This window comes from Planktothrix sp. FACHB-1365 (assembly GCF_014697575.1).
Lineage (GTDB): Bacteria > Cyanobacteriota > Cyanobacteriia > Cyanobacteriales > Microcoleaceae > Planktothrix.
Window position 1 is genome coordinate 109,033 of record NZ_JACJSC010000003.1, and the last position, 26,023, is coordinate 135,055.

Below are 26,023 nucleotides of genomic sequence, written 5' to 3' on the forward strand. Positions count from 1 at the left end.
AGAACCAGTTAACTCAGAATGTACGGGTAAGGATAAATACATTCTGACCTAAGTTTGAACTTAAATAAACAATAAAGATTGACTGAATTCTAACAAAACAGTCATTCCAATTGGAGGAATTTAAAAATGGTTGACGCTTATGCAACGACGGGAACAGTAAATTCAGAAGCCAAAGAAAAAGCTTTTGTACTTTGGTTTGATGAAGTTGGAATTTCTGATATTCCGTTAGTCGGTGGGAAAAACGCATCTTTGGGGGAAATGATTCAAGAACTCACCCGCCAAGGTGTAAATGTTCCCAATGGATTTGCGACTACTGCTTATGCTTATCGTTATTTTATTGAGTCTGCGGGTTTAGAGAAAAAACTACGAGAACTATTTGCAGACCTCGACGTTGAGGATATGCCGAATTTGCGGCAACGCGGCAAACAAGCTCGTTCATTAATCCTTGACACTCCGTTTCCAGCCGACTTAGAAGAAGCGATTACCAGCGCTTATAAAAAACTTTGTGAACGCTACAGTACAGATGGGGATTTTTGCAACCAATTTGGCGAAGAATATAAGGAAGAATGCAAACGTTATGCCAACGATGTAGACGTTGCTGTTCGTTCCTCTGCGACGGCTGAAGATTTACCCGATGCTAGTTTTGCGGGACAACAAGAAACTTATTTAAACGTTTATGGCGAAGAAGGCGTATTAGAATCCTGCCATAAATGCTTTGCTTCGATTTTCACCGACCGGGCAATTTCCTATCGGACGATTAAAGGCTTCGATCATTTTAACGTAGCTCTCTCCGTTGGTGTACAAAAAATGGTGCGGTCTGACCTCGCCAGTTCTGGGGTGATGTTCTCCATTGACACTGAAACCGGATTCAAAAATGCCGCGTTAGTAACAGCCGCCTATGGGTTAGGAGAAAACGTTGTACAAGGTGCGGTGAACCCGGATGAATATTTCGTGTTCAAACCGACTTTATTACAAGGCTTCCGTCCAATTTTAGAAAAACGCTTAGGAACTAAAGAACTGAAGATGGTCTATGACATCGGCGGTTCTAAACTGACGAAAAACGTCTCTGTTCCTCAATCTGAACGGGAAAAATATTGTATTAACGACGATGAAATTCTGCAACTAGCGAAGTGGGCTTGTATTATTGAAAACCACTATTCGCAAGTTCGGGGTACTTACACTCCGATGGATATTGAATGGGCAAAAGACGGTATTACCGGACAATTATTCATCGTCCAAGCTCGTCCTGAAACGGTACAATCGCAAAAATCCGGTTCCGTTCTGAAAAACTTCAAACTCAAAGGAACCAGTAACGTGCTGTCACGGGGGCGCGCCGTGGGCGAAATGATTGGTCAAGGGAAAGCGCGAGTGATTTTGGATGTTCATAAAATTGATGAATTCCAAGCGGGTGAAGTGTTAGTCACCAATAAGACTGACCCCGACTGGGAACCGATTATGAAGAAATCCAGCGCTATTGTTACCAACGCTGGGGGACGGACGTGCCACGCCGCGATTATCGCCCGTGAAATGGGAATTCCAGCCATTGTCGGTTGCGGGGATGCCACCTCTGTGATTAAAAACGGACAAGAAATTACCGTTTCCTGTTCCGAAGGAGAAGAAGGTCGGGTTTATGAAGGCTTAGTTCCCTTTGAAGTTCAAGAAACCGTCCTGGATAATCTGCCGAAAACGCGGACGAAAATTTTAATGAACGTCGGGAACCCGGAAGAAGCCTTTGGGTTATCCGGTATTCCTTGCGATGGTGTGGGGTTAGCGCGGCTTGAGTTTATTATCGCTAACCATATTAAAGCCCACCCGTTAGCATTGTTGAAATTTGACCAACTCGAAGACGAATTAGTCAAACGGGAAATTGCTGACCTGACCAAACTTTATCCCAATAAACCCGACTTCTTTGTGGATAAACTGGCTCATGGTATCGGCATGATTGCGGCGGCGTTCTATCCCAATCCTGTGATTGTACGGATGTCCGACTTCAAGAGCAACGAATATGCCAACTTGTTAGGCGGTCGTCAGTTTGAACCGAAAGAAGAAAACCCGATGATTGGTTGGCGGGGTGCGTCTCGTTACTATGACCCCAACTACCGCGAAGCTTATGGGTTAGAATGTGTCGCCCTGAAACGGGTTCGGGACGAAATGGGCTTAACTAACGTGGTTCCGATGATTCCTTTCTGTCGGACTCCCGATGAAGGTCGCAAAGTGTTAGCGGAAATGGAAAAACACGGTCTGAAACGGGGTGAAAATGGGCTGCAAGTCTATGTGATGTGTGAATTGCCCAGTAACGTGATTTTCGCCGATGAATTCGCCCAAGTGTTCGACGGGTTCTCCATTGGGTCTAACGACTTAACCCAATTAACGTTAGGGTTAGACCGTGACTCGGCTTTAGTTGCTCATATCTTCGATGAACGCAACGAAGCCGTCCGGCGGATGGTGACCATTGCCATTAAAGCGGCTAAAAAATATGGTCGCAAAATTGGGATTTGTGGTCAAGCGCCTAGCGATTATCCAGAGTTTGCCCGCTTCTTAGTGGAATTGGGAATTGACTCCATGAGTTTGAATCCTGACTCTGTGATTAAAACGATTCTGGATATTGGCAAAATGGAAGAATCTGGCACGTTGTTAGATGAAGTCATGGACGTTGCCAAAGCCAAATAAATAGTTGTAGAGACGTGCCACGGCGCGTCTCTCTACAGGGATAGTTTGCTGAATTTTAAGGATTAAAATAATGAGGGTATGGCGATGCTGTACCCTTTATTTATGGGCATAATCTTACCAGTGAATCTATTGGATTTTTATGGAAAGAAGAAAAATTTTGATTGTGGCTAAAACCTATCCTTCAATTAGTACCAAGTACCGAGAAACTGTCTGTACTGCTGGTATTCTTCTGGATGATAACGAACAATCTTTAGAATGGGTTCGTATTTATCCTGTACGATTTCGACAGCTAGATTTTGATAAACGTTATCCCCGTTGGTCAATTATTAGTGCTAAGATAGAAAAAAATGATAAGGATTCCAGATTAGAGAGTTATCGGATTGATGATTCTTCTATTGAAATTGTAAGGTCTATAGGAACCCACGATAATTGGTCAGAAAGAAAATCTTTTGTATTACCTTTAGAATTTGAATCTATTCAATCTATTAAAGATCAAGGTAAATCTCTGGGAATTATAAAACCAAAGTCTATTGTAAAATATTATTATAAAAAAGACAAGCGTGAATGGGGAGATAAACAACAAGGAATATTAGATCAACCAGACTTCTTTGAAATTCCTTCAGATCTTGAAAAAATACCCTACAAGTTTGGTTACGAATTTATTGAAAATAATCAAGTTAAACATAAATATTCAATTAGTGACTGGGAAATTTCTGAACTTTATCGGAAATGTAGAGATCAATCAAAAAAATATCTTTTTGAAGAACGAGAAGCAGAAGCACTAGAAAAAGTTCGAGAAAAATTAGAGGTTGACTTTTTAAACAAAAAAGATTTATACTTTATTGTTGGCAATTTAAAAGATCATCGACAAACTTTTATGATTATAGGTTTATTTTATCCGCCTATCCCTAAAAATAATCAGCGATCTGAATCTAGCTATCAGCAATTAACGTTGTTTGATTCCTAATAAAAATATGAAAAGAAAAATTTCTAACTTAAAAAAAAGGCTGATCCTAACCTTTGGATATGGTAATCGAAAAAATTATGATATATTTTTAGAATATCTGAAAAAATATCAGGTTAATTTTGTCATTGATGTGAGAATGACTCCCCGCGCTTGGAGTCGTAAATGGTATGGGAATAAACTTCAAGAAGTTTGTGAAGCTCATAATGTTAAATATATCTCTAAAACTGCTTTAGGTAATACATCCGGCCAACAAAATTGGATTCCTCCTGACCGAGAAGCAGCAGATATCGCTTTAGGTGAAGTTGCTGAACTTGCTGAAAAAGGAACGGTTTTATTATTATGTGCAGAAATGAACTTTCATAAATGTCATAGAACAGATGTTGCTAGTCATCTAATTAAACTAATTTCTAATAGCCAAATTGAACATTTAGAGTAGATGAACTTAATTTTTTTAAAATATTATTTTAATTAAAAGTGCGATCGCAACTTCTCAAACAATGAATCAATCCTTAAATATTCCCTCTCATAGCGATTTATTTGAACCCACAATTAAAGCTCTTAAATCTTTAGGAGGTTCAGGAACGGTGCAAGAAATTTATGATCAAGTCTGTCAACTTCAAAGTTTCTCAGAACAACAACAGAGTATTTTACATAAACAAGGGCCACAGACAGAAATTGACTATCGTTTAGGTTGGGTGAGAACTTATTTAAAAGTATATGGGGTTTTAGAAAGTGTAGGAAGAGGAGTATGGTCAATCACGGAGAAGGGGAGAAATCTACAAGTTATTAATCCTAAAGAAATTAATCGATTTGTCAATCAAACAACCCGAAAAAAAACTGAAAAGGTGAGTTCAGAATCTGTTGAAGATATTAATTTATTACCACAACCTACAATTGAAACAATAGAATCTATTTCAGATCAGGATCAGATTCCTGCTAATTCAGATATTTGGATAGAAAAACTATTAGAAATTTTACAACAAATTCCTCCTGATAGTTTTGAAAGATTATGTCAACGAATTTTAAGAGAATCCGGCTTTATTAAAGTTGAAGTAACCGGAAGAAAAGGAGATGGAGGAATTGATGGAATTGGAGTCTTAAAAATTGCCCTATTGAGTTTTCAAGTCTTCTTTCAATGTAAACGTTATAAGGGTTCTGTTGGCCCTTCTGAAATTCGAGATTTCCGAGGTGCTATGGTAGGAAGAACCGATAAAGGTTTATTTCTAACCACAGGAACTTTTACCAGTTCAGCCAAACAAGAAGCAACCCGTGACGGTGCGCCTGTATTGGATTTAATTGATGGGGAACAACTTTGTCAAATTCTCAAAGATTTGAATTTAGGAGTCGAAACAAAAATGATTAAAGTGGTTGAAATTAATCAAAATTGGTTCAATCATTTATAATTGCTATATAGTGAGTCTAAATCAATTGTATAACTGTTTTGATTCCAAAATTATCGTAGGGGCGAGGCGCGCCTCGCCCCTACCTAGAAATTACAGTCTTTTTGGGGATTAATAATTAAGTTTACTATTTTATACAATTCATTTATAATTGCTATACTATAGTTAGCAATAATTGTTTTTTATCCATTAAACACTCTACTAATTCTCGATTATGCTTGTATTTTTTATTCATGGTGTTGCCACAAGAGATGCTTGCTACTCATCAAATTTACAACAACTGATCAAAACTGAATTTATTCACCGGGAAGAAAAGAATCCTCATTTTTACGCTAGTTTTTGGGGTTCTGCCTTAACGGATATGGGGAAAATATGGAATGGTATTGATGAAGATTTAGCAGCCGTTAAAAAGAAATATCCTAAAATTGATAGAGAAGAGATTTTTCGATATCGAACCTTTAGAGAAGGCTTATTTTCTCAATTTCTGGGAGATTTCTTTACCTATATGAATCCTGATAAGGGTCGAGAAATTCGCAAAACAATCGCTCAACAACTCTATAATTTTATTAAGCAAAATCCTGATGATTCTGAACTTCATATTGTTGCCCATTCCTTGGGAACTGTGATTTTATGGGATATTTTATTTTCAGATCGATTTTCAGCAAAAGACCCCGCTTTATCGATTCGAGCTATGATTCGAGCATTGGAAAATCAGACGGATGTACAACTTAAACATCAGGTTAATTTGAAGAGTATCACGATTATGGGTTCCCCCATTTTATTGATTAATATGATGTTAGATGTACGTCCAGAAAAAGTTAATCAATTTGCTCATTCCTATTCTTCTGAACAGCCTTTAAGATGGCTCAATTTAATTCATGCTTCAGACTTAATTGCTTATCCCTTAAAAGCGAGTTTACATCTGGCTGAAAATAGTTCTCTAAAATTTGAAGATGAGTATTTATTAGAGGATGCTAACTTGGCTGAAAAAACAGCTAGAAGTTTAGGTCAAACTGACTTAGCGATGGTTTTAGGTTGTAGTGATGCCCATAGTAGTTATTGGAATTGTCCTGAAACTGCTCGATTAATTACTAATAATATTTTGAATCAACAAAAAGTGATTTTTCAAAATTTATTAAAAACCGTAATTCACCATTTATCTCAAGTTAAGGGGATGACCCCTATATCCGACGAAGTTATGGGAATTCAACTCAATTATCATAGCAAGAATATTCGGAAGGGAGATCTTTATTTGCAATTTCCTGATAAAAGTGGGAAAATTTATTTATTTGTTAATGCTATTAACGTGCATCATGTTTATGTCTTAGATAGTGATGATGAACTGCAATTCGGTGGCTATGTGGGTTGGATAGATCAAGAAGGGTTAATGAAAAAACTAGAGTTAATCAAGGGTTTGATGAACCGTTAATGGATATCATATCGCTTCTAAACTATTGCTTAATTCTTAATTCCAGTTGTAGCAATTCCGCGAATAAATTGTTTTTGACCGATTAAAAATAATACAATTACAGGAATCGAAGAAATGACAACCGCCGCCATTAATAATGGCCAACTGCTGGTATATTGTTCTTGAAATTCCGCTAAAACTAACTGCACGGTTTTTAATTGGGGTTTTGTGGTAAATACTAAAGGTTTAAATAAATCATTCCATTCCCCAATAAAAGTAAATAAAAATAACGTCACTAGGGCAGGTTGAGCTAAAGGTAACATGATTTGCCATAAAATCTGCCATCGATTAGCCCCATCTAAAGCCGCAGATTCTTCTAACTCTACGGGAATTGTCAGGAAATATTGACGCAAAAGGAAAATTCCAAAGCCGTTTACAGCCGTTGGTAAAATTAAAGCCCAATAGGTATTGAGCAGATGTCCCCACTTCAAGACTAAAAAAATCGGAATCACTAATAACTGAAAGGGAATCACCAGGGTTGCCAGAACGAGCAATAATAGAGTTTGTCGTCCAGGAAACTGTAATCGAGCTAAGGCGTATCCGGCTAAAGCCGAGGTGATGACTTGAAATGCCGTTACTCCTAACGCCACTAACGTCGAATTGGCAAAGGCTAGAAGAAATTTCCCTCGATGCCAAGCTTGCTGATAGTTAGCAACGGTCAACTGAGTTTCTCCAACAATATTGGGAGTTGAGAAGGAAGTCAGCAACACCACCAATAAGGGTAATAATACAACCCCAGCCCCCATCAACAACAAACCCCAACTGAATCCAACTAATATTTTTTCCCGTTCAATTGCTGTTTTCATAAGTCAGTAATGGGTTCTAATCCTAAAGACATCCACTCTCCCTATTAATTTTGCATCAAAGATCATCCCAGATTGAGAAAAACATCAATCAATTTGAGGTTGAACCGCATCCCACGCTGAAAAGACGCGGGTTTTGTGCGAGAATCGCTATAAGCTTAATTAAGTAGTTTCTCAAAAAATAGACTCTCCAACCCTATCTTAAGGTTGCCCCAAAAAGGGGTAGGGAGTTTGTAAACTAGCTATAATAACTCATTTGCGATGAGGAGATTGTACATCTATGCCACAGCTTGAAGCTATTCCAGCGATTGACTTCCAATCGGAAACCTATAAGGATGCTTACAGCCGGATTAATGCCATTGTGATTGAAGGGGAACAGGAAGCTTACGACAATTACATCAAGCTGGGTGAAATGTTACCAGAGCATCAAGAAAATTTAGCGCGTTTGGCTAAAATGGAAATGCGCCATCAGAAAGGGTTTCAATCCTGTGGTCGGAATTTAGCCGTGACACCGGACATGGAATTTGCTCGTGAGTTCTTTTCTTCCTTGCACCAAAATTTTAAGGATGCAGCCGCAGAAGGTAAACTGGTCACCTGCTTGCTGATTCAATCTTTAATTATTGAATGCTTTGCGATCGCAGCTTACAACATTTACATCCCCGTTGCCGATGATTTTGCCCGCAAAATTACCGAAGGGGTAGTTAAAGACGAGTATCTGCACCTCAACTTTGGGGAAGAATGGCTAAAAGCAAATTTTGAAGCCTCCAAAGGGGAACTGGAAGAAGCTAACCGCCAAAACCTTCCGATTATTTGGAGAATGCTCAACGAAGTAGCCGATGATGCTCACGTTCTGGGCATGGAAAAAGAAGCCTTAGTTGAAGATTTTATGATTGCTTATGGGGAAGCTCTAAGCAATATCGGATTTTCAACCGGCGATATTATGCGGATGTCCGTCTACGGTCTAACCGCTGCCTAAAATACCCTTTGGATTTTAGAGCAAATTGATGGAAGCATTAGCAGACTGGCAGCGGAGCATGGTTTTCCGCCCGTCTGCGGCTTCTGACGTTAAAATCTAAAATCTATCTTAAAATTTACAGTTGAATCATGTTTGGTTTAATCGGTCATCTTACAAGCCTAGAACACGCCCAAGCCGTAGCCAGAGATTTAGGATATCCTGAATATGCTGACCAGGGGTTAGATTTTTGGTGTAGCGCCCCGCCTCAAATCGTTGATGATATCAAAGTCACGAGTATTACTGGCCAAATCATTGAAGGTAAATATGTGGAATCTTGCTTTTTACCGGAAATGTTAGCCAGCCGTCGGATTAAATCGGCGACTCGCAAAATTATTAATGCAATGGCTCATGCTCAAAAAAATGGCATTAATATCACGGCTTTAGGGGGATTTTCCTCGATTATTTTTGAAAATTTTAACTTAGAACAAATTAAGGAAGTTCGTAATATTAAGTTAGAGTTTGAACGGTTTACCACGGGAAATACCCACACTGCTTATATTATCTGTCGTCAGGTCGAAAATGAAGCCGCAAAGTTAGGGATTGATTTAGCCAAAGCAACCGTTGCGGTTTGTGGCGCGACGGGAGATATTGGTAGTGCGGTTTGTCGTTGGCTTAACCGTCTGACAGAAGCCGGAGAATTGTTATTAATTGCCCGTGATAAGGAACGCCTAAATGCTTTACAGGAAGAATTAGGACGGGGCAAAATTATGGGGTTAGAAGAAGCCTTACCTCAAGCTGATATTATTGTTTGGGTTGCCAGTATGCCCAAAGGGGTAGAAATTGACCCCAATACGTTGAAGAAACCTTGTTTACTCATTGACGGCGGCTATCCTAAGAATTTAGCCACAAAAATTCAACATCCTGAAATTTACATTTTAGATGGTGGAATTGTTGAACACTCCCTTGATATTGACTGGAAAATTATGAAAATTGTCAATATGAAGTTACCCGGTCGTCAACTGTTTGCCTGTTTTGCCGAATCAATGTTATTGGAATTTGAGAAAATTTACACCAATTTTTCTTGGGGTCGAAATCAAATTACCCTGGAAAAAATGGAACACATTGGCAATGTTTCTGTTAAACATGGATTTAAACCGTTAGCTTTACCTTTGTAATAAGCTGGAAAGTTTAAAACTTGTTATTTCTTGCTTTTTGTCTTGCTTATCAACTTTTAATCTTAAGGGTTTATAAGCAAGCTACAGTTTGATAGCGAAATTTAACCCAGGAAACGACTTAAATCAAATTCACCTTCTGCTTGAGAGGGGCGATCGCGTTCTGCCATTAAAATTAATAATAATCGATCTGAATAATCAACAGTCCCTCGACATTCCTCTCGTAATATTTCTAACCCGCCATTGGCATATTCTTCAAAAATTAATGCTCGTTGTTCTTCGGCTTCGAGTTCAAAGGGAGATAAAATTTTAGGGTTTTGGGTTTCGGCGATCGCTACTAATTTAATCATAGCATCATATCCCCTAGAAATAAAAACTTCCATTGAAATCGGCCCAGGATCACGTTTAGAAAGTCCATCAACGGGAATTCGTTTTTTTCGCCGTTTTCCTAATAATGCAGCAAAAGCAATAACATCTGCGTAGGTTTGAAACGGCCCGGTTTTGCCTTCAATTTCTGTCAGCGATCGCACTAATTCTGCTTTATCTTTCGCAATTCTAATTCGGGTTACTGCCATGACGGTTCGAGTTAAGATTAACCATTATTTAATAAAGCAGAATCACGTAATTTTTGTTTAACTTCATCCTTAAGAACCGCCATTTTTTTCTTTTCTCCTTGAATACTTTGAGGAATTCCTAGCGCTTTCGCTAAAGATTTTGTTCGGTCTAAGGTTAAACGGTTGATATCGTTTAATTGAGTAATGGAAAAAGACTGTAATAATTTGATCACTCGTTTGCGATTTTCGGATTTTTGTCGAGGCGAAATCGGAAAAGATGGGGGTGAGGTTTCTGTTGAAATCGCAGGATTTTCTACAACTTCAACTGTTAATAGGGTCAAGGGTTTTTCCTCAACACTATTAGGTTGTTCTAAGATCAGGGAAACTTCTGGTTCCGCTTGGGGAAGAATCATAATTGGTTCAACCCCCACTCCTATTTTAACTATCTCCTCTGCAATAATGGTAACAACGGGTTCCGCTTCAGAGGTAGAGGGAGAAGATTTTGGAGATAAATTAGATTTCCAATAAGCTTTCCAGAGTTCGCTGGCATAGATCGAAGGATACACCATTGACCACCCAACCAGTTGGGAATAAACAACAGGTAAGGTATAGGAAGCTTTTAACCAGGGTAGGGAATAATAAGTAAACATTAACCGATCTTGAATTAATTAAAATTGACGTTTTACTGATAATACCGCATTTTTTTGCAAGAGTACATCAGTCAAAACCCAGAACCTTAACCTGTTGTTTTTTCGGGTGATTTTTCTGAAATTGAAAGTCAAGAGTCTTTTGAAATTTAGGCGATGGCTTCTGTCCAGAGTAATTTAATTTTGTGTTCAAAGCCTCCTTTTTCGGCCCGTTTATGATCTCGTTCTAATAAAATCCGTTCATTTTCAATTCCGTAACTTTCCATTAAAGCTTCTACCACTTCTAATAAATCTGCTAATTCATAAACTAATTCTCGATCAGAAGCTTGGACAACTTCTTGAGCTTCTTCCAGAATTTTATCCCGTAAAGCTTGACGATATTCAGTTTCCGATAATGTGGTAATATCACACTGATACCCTGATTTTTGAATCAGTTCGGGAATGCGATCACGCACTAATTTGTTATAGTCTCGACGCAAGGGATAATTCTCCTATAAAATATGGGGTTTTAGCTCAGTGGAACAGGCATCTTGCCTGTCCAATATTAAATCAAGTATGGGTGTGGGGTTTAAAAAATTAACAAGTCCTGATTATTTCCGAGTCCCTAAAACCTAATCTTTCCCACGCGCTCCCCAACACCCAAACCCATTTAAACAATTGCACCCATTCTTTCTAGTTTAACAACAATTTTAATCGAATGTAAACTACTATGAAACCTGTGTATCAATATTTATCCTTGATTATTTGTAGCGTTGCGGTGTTTTTGGGAGGATATTTACTCAACGTCTATCCCACCCTAGGGTTAACGTCTACTCAAGTTGCTCCTGTTTACGAATATCGCACCTTACACAGTCCTGATGGTATTGGTAAATTTTATTTAGGTCGGGAAATTGCTCAAGTCATGGGTCATGAAGGTGCAGGATGGTTAGAACGTCCCAGTCGAGAAACCTCTGAACGCCCTCAACAAGCGATCGCCGCTTTAAATTTAAAACCAACAGATAATGTGGCAGATATCGGCGCAGAAACCGGATATTTTACCTTTAGAATTAGTCCTTTAGTTCCCCTGGGAAAAGTGTTTGCAGTCGATGTACAACCGGAAATGTTAGAGTTAATTAATTTTGTCAAAACTCAGGAAAATATTCAAAATTTAGAACCGATATTAGGAACAATTGATCATCCGAATTTACCTGAATCTACTGTGGATTTAGCGTTCATGGTGGATGCTTATCATGAATTTCAATATCCCCTAGAAATGATGCAAGGAATTGTCAAAGCTTTAAAACCAGGTGGACGAGTGGTATTATTAGAATATCGCCAAGAAAACCCTTTTATTTTAATTAAAGGACTTCATAAAATGTCAGAAAAACAAGTTAAAAAAGAAATGGAAGCCGTCGGTTTAAAATGGCTAGAAACTCAATCTTTTTTACCTCAACAACATTTTTTAGTCTTTGAAAAACCTTAACCTTTAACTCGCTTTGGAGAAAATTTTGCGCTTAGGGGACTAAATAAAGGTATAATCATAAAATCTGTGTATTTTCACAACCGATGGGGCAATCCTCCCCTGTTAAATTAAAATTGATATTGAATTCATTATGACTGTTAGAGTTCGTCTTGCCCCAAGTCCAACCGGGAATTTACATATAGGAACGGCTAGAACTGCGGTATTTAACTGGTTATTTGCGCGTAACCAAGGCGGTACATTTGTTTTACGGGTTGAAGATACCGACTTAGAACGGTCTCGCCCCGAATATACTGAAAACATCCTCACGGGGTTAACTTGGTTAGGCTTAACCTGGGATGAAGGGCCATTTTATCAATCTGATCGTTTAGACTTATATCGTCAAGCCATCCAAACCTTATTAGAAAAAGGGTTAGCCTATCGTTGCTATTGTACCCCAGAAGAATTGGATGCCATGCGAGAAGCCCAAAAAGCTAATAACGAAGCGCCTCGCTATGATAACCGTCATCGCCATCTGACGCCCGAACAGCAAGCACAATTTGAAGCAGAAGGTCGTCAAGCGGTAATTCGCTTTAAAATTGATGATGATCGAGAAATTAGTTGGACAGATTTAGTTCGCGGAAAAGTCACTTGGAAAGGCAGTGATTTAGGCGGAGATATGGTGATTGCTAGGGCTTCTAATCAAGGTGAAATTGGGCAACCGCTTTATAATTTTGTCGTGGTTGTTGATGATATTGATATGAAAATTACCCAGGTGATTCGGGGTGAAGATCATATTTCTAATACCCCTAAACAAATTTTGCTTTATGAAGCGTTAAATGCAGCTATTCCTGAATTTGGTCATACACCATTAATTTTGAATGCTGAGGGACGTAAATTATCAAAACGGGATGGTGTTACCTCAATTTCTGATTTTAAAACAATGGGATATACCCCCGAAGCGTTAGCGAATTATATGACGTTATTGGGTTGGACTCCCCCCGATGCCACTCAAGAATTATTTACTTTAGAAGAAGCCGCAAAACACTTTAGTTTTGAACGGGTGAATAAAGCCGGAGCCAAATTTGATTGGGATAAATTGAATTGGATTAATAGCCAATATCTTCATAAAATGCCCATTCCCGAATTAACAGCTTTATTAATTCCCTATTGGCAAGAAGCGGGTTATCAATTTGACTCTAATTCAGATCAACCTTGGTTAGAACAGCTTACGGCATTAATTGGCCCTAGTTTAACGACCTTAAAAGATGCCGTTGAAATGAGTCGATTATTTTTCACCCAAACCCTAGAGTTAGACGAAGAAGCAAAAACGCAATTACAACAAGAAGGTGCGATCGCAATTGTGCAGGCAATTCAGGATAAAATAACCCAACAACGGGATCAACCCTTAACATCAGATGCTGCGAAAGCAATGATTAATAGTGCGATGAAAGAAACAAACGTCAAAAAGGGTTTAGTGATGCGATCGCTCAGAGCAGCTTTGATGGGAACAATGCACGGCCCAGATTTAATCGAATCTTGGTTATTGTTCCATCAAAAAGGGATTGATTTAATTCGTTTTCAAACTGTTTTACAGGGTTAATTTTTAACGAGGCAGATATCATGGCAAATTCTCCCAGATCTCGCAAATCATCCGATGCTAAAGGCAATTCTTCCCAATCTAAAAAACCTAAGCCTACCGTGAATTCAACACCCGCCCAAGCATCTGAAGCAGAAACGGGAGCTAATTCCCCCCTATCCCCATCTTCAGAACCTCCGGTTGCTGAAACTCCCGTTGAGGAGTCTGTCACCCCAGCAGAACCCATCACGGATGAAGCAATTGTAGAGCAGGTGCTTGAAGAGTTACCCCCGGTGGAAGAACCGACACCGGAACCTGTAGCCGCCGAACCTCCGGTTGTGGAAGAACCGACACCGGAACCTGTAGCTGAGGAACCTCCGGTGGAAGAACCCACATTAGAACCGATAACTGATCAAGCGATAGTGGAACAGGTTCTCGAAGAGTTACCGCTTGTAGACGAACCCACACCGGAACCTATCGTTGAGGAACCTGTAGCAGTGGAAGAACCCACACCGGAACCTGTCGTTGAGGAGCCTGTAGCAGTGGAAGAACCCACACCGGAACCTGTCGTTGAGGAGCCTGTAGCAGTGGAAGAACCCACACCGGAACCTGTCGCTGAGGAACCTGTAACGACGGAAGCAGTCGTGGAACAGGTTATTGAAGAGTTACCTCCAGTCATTGAACCGACACCGGAACCTGTGACGGATCAAGCGATAGTGGAACAAGTTCTCGAAGAGTTGCCTCCTATCGTTGAACCCGAACTTGCTGAACCTCAACCCCAATGGGTTAATACTTCAGCAACGGAGGTTTTATTCAATGCTGAACCCGTGACAACCCCTGCCACTAAAGTTGAGGTGGTTATTGATTCTCCAACTTCATTCTCTTATGATTCTGTTAACCAATCCTTACAACCTATGAAAGAAGAAATTCTCGCGTTTTTATCTCAACTTCCCGAAAATTTAGGAGGTTTCTTTAAGGAATACAAGCGTCCTTTAACCACAGTGGGTTTATTAATTGCCCTCTTAGTTACCTTTAAAATTTTAACGGGATTAGTGGAAATTATTAATGAAATTCCTCTAATTAAACCCACGTTTGAAACCGTTGGTTTGGGATATTCAGCTTGGTTTATTTATCGTTATCTGTTGAAAGCAGAGACTCGCAAGGAACTCAGTGCCGATTTTAATACCCTCAAAGAAGAAATTCTGGGTAAAAAATCATAAATAAAACAGTTCCAACAATGACTAATGCAACTCTAAAACACTTAGCATTGGGCGTTGTGATGATGACGGTTGGGGGATTACTGCCTCGTTCAGTTCAAGCTCAACCGTTTAACGCCGCATCCACCCCCATGTTTGAAGATATTACCCTGAGTCCTCAGTTTAGCCCCGACCCGATGCTAATTCGAGGATTAAGTGGGGGGCCAGCTTTAGCAAAAGATATCGCCGGACGAGAAGACACTCAAACCGGAACTTGTCAGGGTTATGTTGATCAACAACCGGATCATACGTTGATTTTAACCAGTTTTTTTGATTATTTAAAACTTCAAGTCCAAAGTAGTGAAGATACGGTTTTAGTCATTCGCGGGCCTGGAGGAAGCTGGTGTAGTGATGATTCTAAAGATATTAATCCTAGTATTGAAGGTCAATGGTTATCGGGAAAATATGAAATTTGGGTGGGATCTTATAAACCGAATACCTATCACCCCTATGTAATTTCAATTACTGATAAACAATAGTGTCGGCTTAAACCCTTGTCACTCTAACGATTACGATCGCCACTTTAATTTTATAAGACAAAAACTGGGGGGACTCAGAAACCGGGTTTCTGCCTTAATCTTTGCTGCATAACAGAAAGAGAGCTTAAGAAACCCGGTTTCTGCAATCAACCCCTGAAATCCATTTCGGGCGTAGGGGCGAGGCGCGCCTCGCCCCTACAAAGTTTTTGTTAAAATCAACCTGGACTAGAGGTGTTAAAAACTAACACTGTTGCCACCCAAATCGGTGTTTTTCCTTCAGCAAAAACTGCCCCATCTAAGGTATAAGCATGACCTTTTGTATCAACCCAACCAATACATTTATCATGGGCATCATAGACCTTCATATCAGCGCCTAAACAGCCGATATAATGGTCGCCCGTGTTATAAAATTTTTGCCCCTCAATATGTCCGGCTTGTCCGCCACTATCCCAATAAACATCACCATCTGCAATCTGTTGATGGGGGTCAATTTCTAAAGATTGTATTAAATTATTAAAGATAGAATCTAGGTTATGATCGTCGCCATTTTCGAGAGGATTATTCATGGCTATGATCCAAAATATTTAACTTTTTATTATAACGTAGTCATCATTTATTTAACAAGGAATGAACTGTCTAACAAAACTTCTAAACGCTTTTAACGTTGCAGTTTCTCCGTCGATTAAACTTTGACGAATATATTGAGGAATGATTTCTAAAGGTAGCCAAGGAAAATGTAAACTTTGAGTGACTTGCTGATAAGATTGAGTCGTTTTATCTAAAATAAACACTTCTAGTTTTCTGCCATTATAACGCCACAGTTCAGGAACTCCAAAGGCTGCATAAATTGGACGTTTATCTAAAGAACTGCTAGTGATATCAATTTCTAAAACTAAATCGGGTGGGGGGTCTGATGCTAAATCAATATTCTGTTGATTTCTAACTAACGGTTCATTTTCTAAATAATAACAAGAATCCGGTTCTGCACCTTTTAAGACTTCTTCTCGTTTTAAGGTTAAAGATCCCATTTTTTTAAGATTTAGGTTTAATTCATCAGCTATAGCCCGAATTAAATCATCAATAAACCGATTATTATTTTCATGTTCTCCTAATGGGGTCATAATTTCTAATACTCCCTGATCATAATATAACCGAGCCGAGCGATTATTTCCTAAATCGGTTAATAAATTGATAAACGTTTTCCAACTTACCTGTTTTAACAGGGTGCGTTGTTCGGGTAGAACTAATGTTGCTATTGTCATGGTATTTAACCTTACTTGTTCAAGAACGCATCAACTGTCTAACAAAACTTCTAAACGCTTTTAACGTTGCAGTTTCTCCATCGATTAAACTTTGACGAATATATTGAGGAATGATTTCTAAAGGTAGCCAAGGAAAATGTAAACTTTGAGTGACTTGCTGATAAGATTGAGTCGTTTTATCTAAAATAAAAACTTCTAGTTTTCTGCCATCATAACGCCACAATTCAGGAACTCCAAAGGCTGCATAAATCGGTCGTTTATCTAAAGAACTGCTGGTGATATCAATTTCTAAGACTAAATCAGGGGCGGGGTCTGATGCTAAATCAATATTCTGTTGATTTCTAACTAACGGTTCATTTTCTAAATAATAACAAGAATCCGGTTCTGCACCTTTTAATCGTTCTTCTCGTTTTAATGTTAAAGATCCAAATCGTTTAAGATTCAAGTTTAATTCATCTGCAATTACTCCGATTAAACACTCAATAAACCGATTATTATTTTCATGTTCTCCTAATGGAGTCATAATTTCTAATACTCCCTGATCATAATATAAACGAGCCGAACGATTATCTCCTAAATCGGTTAATAAATTGATAAACGTTTTCCAACTTACCTGTTTTAAAAGGGTGCGTTGTTCCGGTAAAAATAAAGTAGATGTAGTCATTGTGGGTTTACCTCCATCTATTTAGGATAACCTCAAATCAGGGGTTTGGCAATGCCAGAAATTTTAAGCAAGTGATAACGCTTATTTTATCTCCGAGGTTATCAACACCATTTTTATTCCTAGTCTAACAGATCATGAATAAAATTTAGCCTTCCTGCAATTAAAAACCGGACTGTTTTACTACCTGAATTGCCTTTCTCCGAACTTCTAAAATTTGACCAATCTCACGCGCAAAACTCGGTTGACGTTCAATCATTTGATTAACAACAGTCGAAGGAATAATCATCACTTCTAAATCTTCAATAGCCGTTACAGAAACTGTACTAGGTTCACCCGAAAAAAGAGCCATTTCCCCAAAAAATTCTCCTGCTTTCAGTGACAATACTTCGCATTCAGTTCCCCAAGCATCCGGGGTTGTTAAAAGGGCTTTTCCTGAAATAATAATATAGAGATCATTACCGGGATAGCCTTGCTGAATTACTTTTTCTCCTGTACCAAAGTGATGAAGCATAACCCCTTGAGACAGATTATCTAGGTTAGTTTGTTCTTTTTTTAGGGGGACAAATACCGGAATTGATTGTAGGGTTTCAGCAAATTTTTTAGAGGGATCTTCTGCTGGAGAATTCGAGCCACGAACATGATATAACGTCCGAATTGGAAAAGGAATTTTTAAATTATTGCGTTGGGCGGCATACCAAATTCGAGTCATAAATCGATCCCGAATTTTTTCCAATTCGCTATAGTTTTCAATAAAAAATTTTACTTCATAAGTTACACTAGAATCATCATAACAAAGGGTAAAAATCTGCGGTTCGGGTTCGCTTAAAATTCCCTGAGTTGAAAGGGCTGTACTTTTTAAAACTTGTTTGGCTAAATTGGGTGGATCATTATAGGAAAATCCAATTTGAATCCGTTCTGCATGAAGGCGTAAGGGTTGGCTAAAGTTATGAATGGTTTCTCCACTAATCACTTTATGGGGAATTACAATCATTTCCCGATCAAAGGTTTGTAGGCGAACTGCACGCCAATTAATATCAATAACTTGTCCGACCGTATCTCCTACTTTTAACCAATCTCCAACGGTAAATGGACGCTCAAATAACAGTGCAATTCCTGACATAATACTACCTAATGTATCTTGAAGGGCTAAAGCAATGACGATGGAACTCACCCCCAATGCGGTTGCTAAACCTGCTAGATCCGCATTCCAAACACTTGATAACGCGATCGCAGTTCCTACCAAAATCAAAAATAGTCGAGAAAGATCAATCAGAAGTTTAGGAAATCTCGCCCGCCAAGTATCAGCTTCTGCTTGTTCAAACAAGATAACATTCAGTAAAGAAAGTGCAGCATGAATCACAAAAATCCATAACAATGTTTGAACTGTTTTGATTAAATTGCTATTAGGATCAAGTTTAAGAACATACTGCATAAACAGCATGAACACCAGCACAGGTAAGACTAAATTTCTGACTACCTGTAACGTTGTTGCTAGAGGTTTACCCCGTCTTTTAAGACGATGAATTATTTCTCCTAAAACGATGATTAAAAAAGGAAACCCTACAGTAAGGATGATTGACCAAATAAATAAATTACTTTGAATCATTGTAAAGTTAATTGATATCAGTTATGGGATAGGAAATAGATATAAGTTTAAATTTGTAATAGCGTATCATCTTATTTATAAAATTCCTAAACCCTCAACTTCTATGGCTGAGTGTTTATTTTTCAATAACCAACCATTCAATTTAGGTTTACCATTAACTTCTGGCTCAGAGATAGGTTCAAACTGATACAGATCCTGAAGCCGACGATAAACGGTCTGAGAAACTAAAATTCTTCCGGGTGGACAGGCATTTTTGAGGGCTGTAGCCAGGTTAATTGTATCACCCCAAACATCAAAAATACAGCGATTTCGACCCACAATTCCCGCAATAATATCTCCAGCGTTAATACCAATTGAAATATTCAAGGATAATCCTCGTTCATGGCTAAATCGACGCACAATAATCAAAATTTCTAAAGCAACATCAAGGGCGCGTTTATCGTGATCCAGATAAGGAATTGAAAGTCCACAAACAGCTAGATAACTATCTCCAATTGTTTTAATTTTTTCCATCCCATATCGTTCAGCAACTTCATCAAATGCAGTGAATAAATCATTTAAAATAGCGACGGATTCATTAGCACTTAAGGAGCTAGATAGTTTAGAAAATCCGGTTAAATCGCAGAACAAAACAGCAACATTTGATACATCTTCAGCCATATCTTTGTTTCCCCGTTGAAACCGTTTTGCGACTGAAGTAGGAAAAAGACTTAACAATAATTCTTCATTTTCTTGATTTTTTTGTTCTACCAGTAAGGTTTGAGTTTGTAGATTCCGTACAATTTTATTAAAGGATTTTGCCAATTCTCCAAATTCATCTTCTGTTTCTAAAGGTACGATCGCATCAAGTTGTCCAGTAGCGACTTTGCGGGTTCCCTTAATCAGTTGATTGATCGGGTTCACAAATAAATTGGCTAAAACCATTGCAATTAATGTTACCAATAACATTAATAATGTCGCTGAAATTAGAATTTGATTCCGAAAAGAATAAATCGGAGCATAGGCTTCTGATATATCTATTTCTGATAAAATCACCCAGTCTAATCCATCAATCCGAAGGGGTGCAAAGGAACTCAAAACCGGAATGTTTCGATAGTCTCTAATCCGTCGAGTTCCTTGCTTACCATTTAACGCATCAGCAACGGCTTCTGTTCTTACATATTGTTGTAAAATAGACGTACCATATTGATTAATTCGGTTGATTTCTGTCTCACTCATTCCTAATGATCTCAATGCTTTAGCATAGCCTTTTGGATCTTGTACTAAAAACCTCGAAATGGAACGCATGAGGGTATCTCGTCCGACTAAATAGGTTTCCCCTGTTTGACCTAAACCATCGCTTTCCCAATGCTGATTACCCGTCATCACATGATTAATTTCATTAACCGGAAGTTGAAAAGCCAACACCCCAATTAGCTCAGATTTATTCAAAATAGGAGCCGCGATAAATGCCGCTGGAGCACCATAGGAAGGAGCATAAGCTTGAAAATCAATGATTGTGGCATAATCTCTTGATTGTGATTCTTTTACCTTCTGAAATAGATCAGCAAGATTACTATTTTGATAGGGGCCGTTTTCTAAATTAGTTGTAAAGTCGGTTTCTTTAAAAACGGTATAAACGATATTTCCTTGGGGATCAATCAGGAACATATCGTAATAACCAAACTTCTGAATAATATTGCGAAAAATAGGGTGATAGCGAGCATGAATTTGGCTATATTCGCTCCCATCTTTGGCATAATCTAAGGCTTCTTTTTTACCGACTGGATGGGGATTATCAGCGATATAATAATATTGTAAATAACGCGAAGCAATTGTTTTGGGTAGATAGGATTCTAAAATCGGTGAACCTTCTTCAGTTTGGGTGAGGCGGGGAAGAAATTTGTTACGGTAGTAAGTGATTAATTTGGGGTCAAAACTCTGGGAAATATTAATAGTTTGGAGTTGAGGATAAGCCGTTGCAAATTCTTGCATCGCCGCGATGATTGCTGGATCTTCGCTCAAAGTTTGGGTATGATTGCGAATATTTTTAAAGTAGGATTCAATTTGGTAGGCTTTGGACGCGCGAACACTCGTTAACTGATTAAAAACTCGGTGTGTTAGATTTAATTTTCCACTCCGATACCCTAAATAAGCAGTAACTAAAATTGAACAACTGCTGACGGCTAGCAGCATCATGATCAGTTTGGATTTGATACTGACAGAGGTGAGCGATCGCATAATTAAAAAAGTCAAGATAGAGTTTACCTCCATCAATGGAGTATAACCTAAGATTTCAGAACACAATATGTCCTAATCAAAGCTGACCTATTATTATTGTTTTTTTTTTAATTATCAGCAGCACAAGCTACAATTAGAGAAGAAATCAGATGATTCTATTTCTCCGTATCACGATGCGATTAAAAAGCTAATAAATTATTAAATAGGAAATCAAAAATTATCTGATTTTCCCTACCTTCTTCCTCTTCCAGAAAGAAGAATAGGGAAGTTATAAAATTAAACTGTTAACTGTTCTAAAGCATTTTCAACCGCTTGTAACGCTTGATTTACTTCCTCCTCCGTCACAATTAATGGAGGTACAAAACGCAACACTTTAGGCCCAGCCGGAACTAATAATAATCCCGCTTCCATTGCCACTTTTACGACTTCTGGAGAGGTTAATTCCACATCTTCTTTTAATTCCAAACCATTAATTAAACCCCAACCTCGGACTTCCGCAATTAAATTCGGATATTTTTGAGCAATTTCTGTTAATTTGCTGCGAAGTTGTTCACCTCGTTTCTGTACATTTTCCAGAATATTTTCTCGTTCTATTGTTTGACAAACCGCCAACGCCACCCCACAAACAAACGGATTTCCGCCAAAGGTAGACGCATGACTTCCCGGTTCAAAAACATCACAGAAGGCTTTACACATCATCGCGCCAATGGGAATTCCACCCCCCAAACCCTTCGCCGAAGTGAAAATATCGGGTTCAATTCCTAAGTTTTCATAACCCCATAATTTGCCACTGCGACCCATGCCAACTTGGACTTCATCTAAGATTAAAAGAATACCTTTTTCATCGCAAATTTGACGAATTTTTTGGAAATATTCAATATTCCCAGGACGCACACCGCCTTCTCCTTGCAGTGCTTCTAACATAATGGCGGCAACCCGTCGTCCGTCTTTATCAACTTCGGAAATTGTCGCTTCTAAAGCTTCAATATCATTATAAGGAATATAAACAAATCCGGGGACTAAGGGACTAAACCCTTTTTGATATTTGGGTTGTCCGGTCGCTGTAATTGTTGCTAATGTGCGACCATGAAAACTGGCATGGGCGGTTAAAATAACCGGGTCTTCAATATTGAGTTTGTCATGGGCATATTTTCGGGCTAATTTAATCGCGCCTTCGTTTGCTTCCGCCCCAGAATTACAGAAAAAAGCTTTATCGGCACAGGAATGATCGGTTAACCATTTGGCTAATTCTCCTTGCACAGGAATATAATATAAATTAGAAACATGGTGCAAAGTTTTAATTTGCTTTGTTACCGCTTCAATTAAGGCAGGATGGGCGTGTCCCAGGGTACAAGTTGCAATTCCGGCGACAAAATCCAAGTATTCTTTACCCTGTGTATCCCAAACCCGACACCCTTCTCCCCGCTCTAATGCAATGGGGAAACGGGCGTAAGTATTCATGACATGAGAATTAAAGTCATCAATACTAAAATGATTGGTAACAGGGGGTTCTTTCACTAAGGTTTCTGGACTCACAAATCACTCCTGAACTCGGTTGGTGTTTGATTCTCAATTTTAGGGTAAATTTTTCATTTTAGGGGGTTGTTTTGTTAGAAGATCCCTATAATTTATATTCTAAGGGTTCACAAAATTCATTAATTCCCGATTTTACCGCATAAAGAACAACGGGAGTAATTAATAATGCAGGACATTGATTTTCTGCAATTAAAGATTCTACCATCGCTTTAATATTGCCTTGAATTAATTCTTCTCGGAGGTCTTTATTACACAAACTCACGCGATATCGTTTCGCTAACCCATCTAACCAATTTTCCGAAGTATCGGGTAATTGCCCAACATGAATTGCCATTTCTATAGCCGCATCTTCGAGATCTCCTTCACAATCTTCAATTCGATCTAAAGCTTCTAAAGCAACAGAATATTCAGCCAGTTGTGAGCGAAATTGAGCAATTTCTTGAGACGTTAGAATAATCATAACTAACTCGTTAAACTTCAGGAACTTAATGGGTATTGAAACATGATATCAGGATCAAACCAAGCGGTTAGGGCAACGGCTAAAGCATCAGCAGCATCATCCGGTCTAGGAATTTCTGTTAAATTCAGTTCCCGTGCAACTGCTTGCTGAACCTGATATTTATCCGCATTGCCATGTCCTGTCAAAGCCTTTTTAACTTGACCCGGAGTAAACTCAACTAAGGGAATCTGATGTTGAGCTAAGACTAATAATAACACTCCTTTTGCTTGAGCAACAGCAATAGTATTTGCCATGCGATAAAAAAACAGCTTTTCAACAATCGCTAAATCCGGTTTGATGTGGGTTAATAACTGATTTACATCATCATAAATAATACATAACCGTTTCCCTAATTCCGTTTTTGCTGGTGTTTTAATTACTCCAAAATCAATCAGAGAAACCGCTTCTTGTTCCTGAGTTTTATCATTAATTTGACATTCAATTGCCCCAAATCCTAATATTGCTAACCCCGGATCAAATCCTAAAATTATTTTTTTCATCTAAAAACTGCTATAAGTGGCTCCCGGTTTGATCCCCCCTAACCCCCCTTAAAAAGGGGGGAACCGAAGTTATAAAATCCCTGGTTTTTTTCTAGTTGGGAAAGTTCCGATCAAAGTCCCCCTTTTTAAGGGGGATTTAGGGGGATCAGATTTCAGATGTAATCAGGGTTTTTCCACTTCAATTAACGCTACGCCCCTTTACCTGTCACTATTCGTCTGGTAAACCAAATACTTGACGGAAAACCTTCTGCACTTTAAAACCAGAATCAATCGTTTCTAAAGGATCTTTCCGCAGACGATGACGTAAACATAAAGTAATTACCCGTTGAATATCATCCAGGGTCACTTCTGTACGTCCTTCAAAAGCGGCTAAGGCTTTTGCCGCCCGGTTACTAACAATATCTCCCCGTAAACCATCCACATCTAATTCTGAACAAATTTGAGAGATTTTCACCCGTAAATCATAGTCAATTTGCACAGAAGAAAGCAGGGTTTGAGCCTCTACAAGTTTATGTTGTAATTGGTGTTGGTCGTTAAGATGATTTTGTAAAAAAACTTCAGGATTTTGATCAAAAGAAGTCCGTTCTTCAACAATTTTAACCCGCAAATTCGGCTCTTTTACGGTTCTAATTTCGGCGTGCATTCCAAACCGATCTAATAATTGCGGACGTAACTCCCCTTCTTCCGGGTTTCCAGAACCCACTAACACAAACCGTGCGGGGTGACGGATAGAAATTCCCTCCCGTTCAACGGTATTCCAGCCACTCGCCGCCGAGTCTAACAATACATCAACCAAGTGATCATCGAGAAGGTTAACTTCATCCACATACAAAATACCCCGGTTAGCCTTGGCTAAAAGTCCCGGTTCAAAGGCTTTTACCCCTTCCGATAAAGCTTTTTCAATATCAATCGTACCGCAAACCCGATCCTCGGTGGCCCCCAACGGTAGATCCACCATGGGGACTTTTTTGCGGGACACGGGAACATCCTGATGCTGACTCAACCGTTCTCGGACGTTATCACTCATCAATTCTGCGTCGGTGGGATGACTATTAAACGGGTCATCCGCAATGACTTCAATTTCAGGGAGTAGGTCGGCTAAGGCGCGAATGGTGGTTGATTTCCCCGTCCCGCGATCCCCCATAATCATCACACCACCGATCTTCGGATCGATAATATTTAAAATCAGAGCCAGTTTCATTTCTTCCTGGCCGACAATTGCGGTGAAGGGAAAAACAGGACGACGAGCCAGGTTGACCGTTGTTGGTGTTAGATTTGGGGTGACGACAGTTGAACTCACAGTTTACTCTCAATTTCTAAATATTACCGTAATTTATTTTTGCACATTCAGGGGACAATGGATTCAGTGATCGGTCAAACTTCAGCCATTAAAAATTATTTCATGTTTATTTAATCTTTTTAAAAATGCTTAAACATCTCTATGAAAAAGATTTCCAGCTTTGGATTCAACAAACTATTGAACAATTACAGCAGCAAAATTTTACCGCTTTAGATGTGGAACATTTAATTGAGGAGTTAACCGAGTTGGGGAAATCGGAAAAAAATCGTTTTGAAAGTAATTTAATGGTTTTGCTGGCGCATTTACTCAAGCTAAGGGTGCAAAAAGATGCGCCAGAAATGATGAAAGCAAGTTGGTATAATTCCGTTGATGAACATCGTCAGTGTGTTCAAAAGCAACTGCAACAAACTCCTTCATTAAAATCCTTTTTCACCACAGCTATTCAAAACGCCTATATTGATAGTCGTTGGTTAGCGATTAAAGAAGGAAAACGCGCTCAATTTGGAGTTCGTATTCCTCATGAAGAAGAATATCCTAAAGTTTGTCCGTTTTCAATTGAGCAAATTTTAGATGAAGATTTTTATGGTTAAAAATTCCTAACTAATAAACCGGGTTTCTAGGGAAGAAAACAGCCGGAGAAACATGAAAAAATTCAGCCAATTCTTCAATATGTCGTTTCGTGAGTTCTCGTTTTCCGTTTAAAACATCCGAGACAATAGATTCTGTTTTAAAAATAGAAACTAAGTCTTTTTGACGTAATCCATTATCTTCTATTAAACTTTTGAGCAATTCTACTCCATAAATATCAGGAATGGGTTCTTGTTGTTGTTCATATTCATACACTAAAGCACCTAACACATTCAAATAGTCTTTCTCATCTTGACTTAGTTTCCCTTTATCTAATAATTTATCGATAATAGTTTGAGTCAATTCTAATTCTGCCTCAGACGTTATGGGACGCGGAGGAAAATTTGCAAGCAATTTAATGTAATCATTATAAATTAGCATTTTTAAACGAGTGCAACCTTGATCTTGTAGTTGGGTCAGG

At 38.7% G+C, this 26,023-nt stretch carries 26 protein-coding genes; 12 read left to right on the plus strand and 14 right to left on the minus strand.

Translation table 11 applies throughout. The features are described from left to right. Positions 1-126 precede the first annotated feature (126 nt). The 5 genes from ppsA to H6G57_RS06390 all read left to right on the plus strand — a co-directional run bounded on the left by ppsA (position 127) and on the right by H6G57_RS06390 (position 6,466). On the plus strand, positions 127-2,670 hold the full coding sequence (gene ppsA / locus H6G57_RS06370) for a phosphoenolpyruvate synthase (protein ID WP_190516973.1): 2,544 nt from the start codon (positions 127-129) through the stop codon (positions 2,668-2,670). A 139-nt stretch (positions 2,671-2,809) separates the two neighbouring features. After that, positions 2,810-3,637, plus strand: a complete 828-nt coding sequence (locus tag H6G57_RS06375; RefSeq protein WP_190516975.1) for a hypothetical protein — start codon at positions 2,810-2,812, stop codon at positions 3,635-3,637. Positions 3,638-3,644: 7 nt separating this feature from the next. Continuing rightward, positions 3,645-4,073: a DUF488 domain-containing protein gene (locus H6G57_RS06380; RefSeq protein WP_190516976.1), complete on the plus strand. Its 429-nt coding sequence runs from the start codon at positions 3,645-3,647 to the stop codon at positions 4,071-4,073. Positions 4,074-4,134: 61 nt separating this feature from the next. Continuing rightward, a complete protein-coding gene (locus H6G57_RS06385; protein WP_190516978.1) occupies positions 4,135-5,040 on the plus strand; it encodes a restriction endonuclease in 906 nt (301 codons plus the stop codon). 211 nt (positions 5,041-5,251) lie between these two features. Next, the gene (locus H6G57_RS06390) at positions 5,252-6,466 is read left to right on the plus strand and encodes a hypothetical protein (protein ID WP_190516980.1); all 1,215 of its coding nucleotides are present in this window, start codon (positions 5,252-5,254) and stop codon (positions 6,464-6,466) included. 29 nt (positions 6,467-6,495) lie between these two features. Here H6G57_RS06390 and H6G57_RS06395 read toward each other — a convergent pair whose 3' ends face one another. Beyond that, a complete protein-coding gene (locus H6G57_RS06395) occupies positions 6,496-7,311 on the minus strand; it encodes a carbohydrate ABC transporter permease (RefSeq protein ID WP_190516981.1) in 816 nt (271 codons plus the stop codon). Positions 7,312-7,588: 277 nt separating this feature from the next. Between H6G57_RS06395 and H6G57_RS06400 the strand changes: the two genes are divergently transcribed. Further along, complete coding sequence (locus tag H6G57_RS06400; RefSeq protein ID WP_190516983.1) at positions 7,589-8,284, plus strand: aldehyde oxygenase (deformylating); 696 nt, start codon at positions 7,589-7,591, stop codon at positions 8,282-8,284. A gap of 128 nt (positions 8,285-8,412) precedes the next feature. Further along, a complete protein-coding gene (locus tag H6G57_RS06405; protein WP_190516984.1) occupies positions 8,413-9,438 on the plus strand; it encodes a long-chain acyl-[acyl-carrier-protein] reductase in 1,026 nt (341 codons plus the stop codon). A 101-nt stretch (positions 9,439-9,539) separates the two neighbouring features. Here the strand turns inward: H6G57_RS06405 and H6G57_RS06410 are convergent, their stop codons facing one another. The 3 genes from H6G57_RS06410 to H6G57_RS06420 all read right to left on the minus strand — a co-directional run bounded on the left by H6G57_RS06410 (position 9,540) and on the right by H6G57_RS06420 (position 11,115). Then, positions 9,540-10,010, minus strand: a complete 471-nt coding sequence (locus H6G57_RS06410) for a DNA phosphorothioation-associated protein 4 (protein WP_190516986.1) — start codon at positions 10,008-10,010, stop codon at positions 9,540-9,542. 17 nt (positions 10,011-10,027) lie between these two features. Beyond that, positions 10,028-10,639 (minus strand): hypothetical protein, encoded by a 612-nt coding sequence (locus H6G57_RS06415; protein ID WP_190516988.1) that lies wholly within the window; start codon positions 10,637-10,639, stop codon positions 10,028-10,030. Between the two features lie 146 nt (positions 10,640-10,785). Further along, entirely contained in the window at positions 10,786-11,115 is a 330-nt protein-coding gene (locus tag H6G57_RS06420; RefSeq protein ID WP_190516989.1) for a nucleoside triphosphate pyrophosphohydrolase, read from the minus strand. A 230-nt stretch (positions 11,116-11,345) separates the two neighbouring features. Here H6G57_RS06420 and H6G57_RS06425 point away from each other — a divergent pair, with 230 nt between their 5' ends. The 4 genes from H6G57_RS06425 (at position 11,346) to H6G57_RS06440 (ending at position 15,388) form a co-directional block, all read left to right on the plus strand. Continuing rightward, positions 11,346-12,098: a class I SAM-dependent methyltransferase gene (locus H6G57_RS06425; RefSeq protein ID WP_190516991.1), complete on the plus strand. Its 753-nt coding sequence runs from the start codon at positions 11,346-11,348 to the stop codon at positions 12,096-12,098. Positions 12,099-12,228: 130 nt separating this feature from the next. Next, a complete protein-coding gene (gene gltX / locus H6G57_RS06430; RefSeq protein WP_190516993.1) occupies positions 12,229-13,677 on the plus strand; it encodes a glutamate--tRNA ligase in 1,449 nt (482 codons plus the stop codon). Between the two features lie 20 nt (positions 13,678-13,697). Further along, complete coding sequence (locus H6G57_RS28650; RefSeq protein ID WP_199314021.1) at positions 13,698-14,873, plus strand: CAAD domain-containing protein; 1,176 nt, start codon at positions 13,698-13,700, stop codon at positions 14,871-14,873. Between the two features lie 17 nt (positions 14,874-14,890). Continuing rightward, a complete protein-coding gene (locus H6G57_RS06440; RefSeq protein WP_375539507.1) occupies positions 14,891-15,388 on the plus strand; it encodes a hypothetical protein in 498 nt (165 codons plus the stop codon). Positions 15,389-15,603: 215 nt separating this feature from the next. On the opposite strand, the gene H6G57_RS06445 is transcribed toward H6G57_RS06440, so the two are convergent. The 9 genes from H6G57_RS06445 to bchI form a co-directional block, all read right to left on the minus strand. Beyond that, positions 15,604-15,954, minus strand: coding sequence for a hypothetical protein (locus H6G57_RS06445; protein WP_190516994.1), 351 nt, complete (start codon positions 15,952-15,954; stop codon positions 15,604-15,606). A 51-nt stretch (positions 15,955-16,005) separates the two neighbouring features. Then, positions 16,006-16,650: a Uma2 family endonuclease gene (locus H6G57_RS06450; RefSeq protein ID WP_190516996.1), complete on the minus strand. Its 645-nt coding sequence runs from the start codon at positions 16,648-16,650 to the stop codon at positions 16,006-16,008. Positions 16,651-16,669: 19 nt separating this feature from the next. Beyond that, a complete protein-coding gene (locus tag H6G57_RS06455) occupies positions 16,670-17,314 on the minus strand; it encodes a Uma2 family endonuclease (protein WP_190516998.1) in 645 nt (214 codons plus the stop codon). A 160-nt stretch (positions 17,315-17,474) separates the two neighbouring features. Next, a complete protein-coding gene (locus H6G57_RS06460; RefSeq protein WP_190517000.1) occupies positions 17,475-18,920 on the minus strand; it encodes a mechanosensitive ion channel family protein in 1,446 nt (481 codons plus the stop codon). Positions 18,921-18,995: 75 nt separating this feature from the next. Next, positions 18,996-21,098: an adenylate/guanylate cyclase domain-containing protein gene (locus H6G57_RS06465; RefSeq protein WP_199314023.1), complete on the minus strand. Its 2,103-nt coding sequence runs from the start codon at positions 21,096-21,098 to the stop codon at positions 18,996-18,998. Between the two features lie 318 nt (positions 21,099-21,416). Continuing rightward, the gene (locus tag H6G57_RS06470; RefSeq protein WP_190517001.1) at positions 21,417-22,676 is read right to left on the minus strand and encodes an aspartate aminotransferase family protein; all 1,260 of its coding nucleotides are present in this window, start codon (positions 22,674-22,676) and stop codon (positions 21,417-21,419) included. A gap of 85 nt (positions 22,677-22,761) precedes the next feature. Then, positions 22,762-23,136 carry a hypothetical protein gene (locus H6G57_RS06475; protein WP_190517003.1) on the minus strand — a complete coding sequence of 125 codons (375 nt, stop codon included), beginning with the start codon at positions 23,134-23,136 and terminating at the stop codon, positions 22,762-22,764. Positions 23,137-23,153: 17 nt separating this feature from the next. Next, positions 23,154-23,675: a crossover junction endodeoxyribonuclease RuvC gene (ruvC, locus tag H6G57_RS06480; RefSeq protein WP_190517005.1), complete on the minus strand. Its 522-nt coding sequence runs from the start codon at positions 23,673-23,675 to the stop codon at positions 23,154-23,156. 208 nt (positions 23,676-23,883) lie between these two features. Further along, complete coding sequence (gene bchI, locus H6G57_RS06485; RefSeq protein WP_190517007.1) at positions 23,884-24,975, minus strand: magnesium chelatase ATPase subunit I; 1,092 nt, start codon at positions 24,973-24,975, stop codon at positions 23,884-23,886. 125 nt (positions 24,976-25,100) lie between these two features. On the opposite strand from bchI, the gene H6G57_RS06490 reads away from it, so the two are divergent. Then, positions 25,101-25,565: a DUF29 domain-containing protein gene (locus H6G57_RS06490; protein WP_190517008.1), complete on the plus strand. Its 465-nt coding sequence runs from the start codon at positions 25,101-25,103 to the stop codon at positions 25,563-25,565. A 10-nt stretch (positions 25,566-25,575) separates the two neighbouring features. On the opposite strand, the gene H6G57_RS06495 is transcribed toward H6G57_RS06490, so the two are convergent. Next, positions 25,576-25,983, minus strand: a complete 408-nt coding sequence (locus tag H6G57_RS06495) for a type II toxin-antitoxin system HigA family antitoxin (RefSeq protein ID WP_190517010.1) — start codon at positions 25,981-25,983, stop codon at positions 25,576-25,578. Positions 25,984-26,023: the final 40 nt, after the last annotated feature.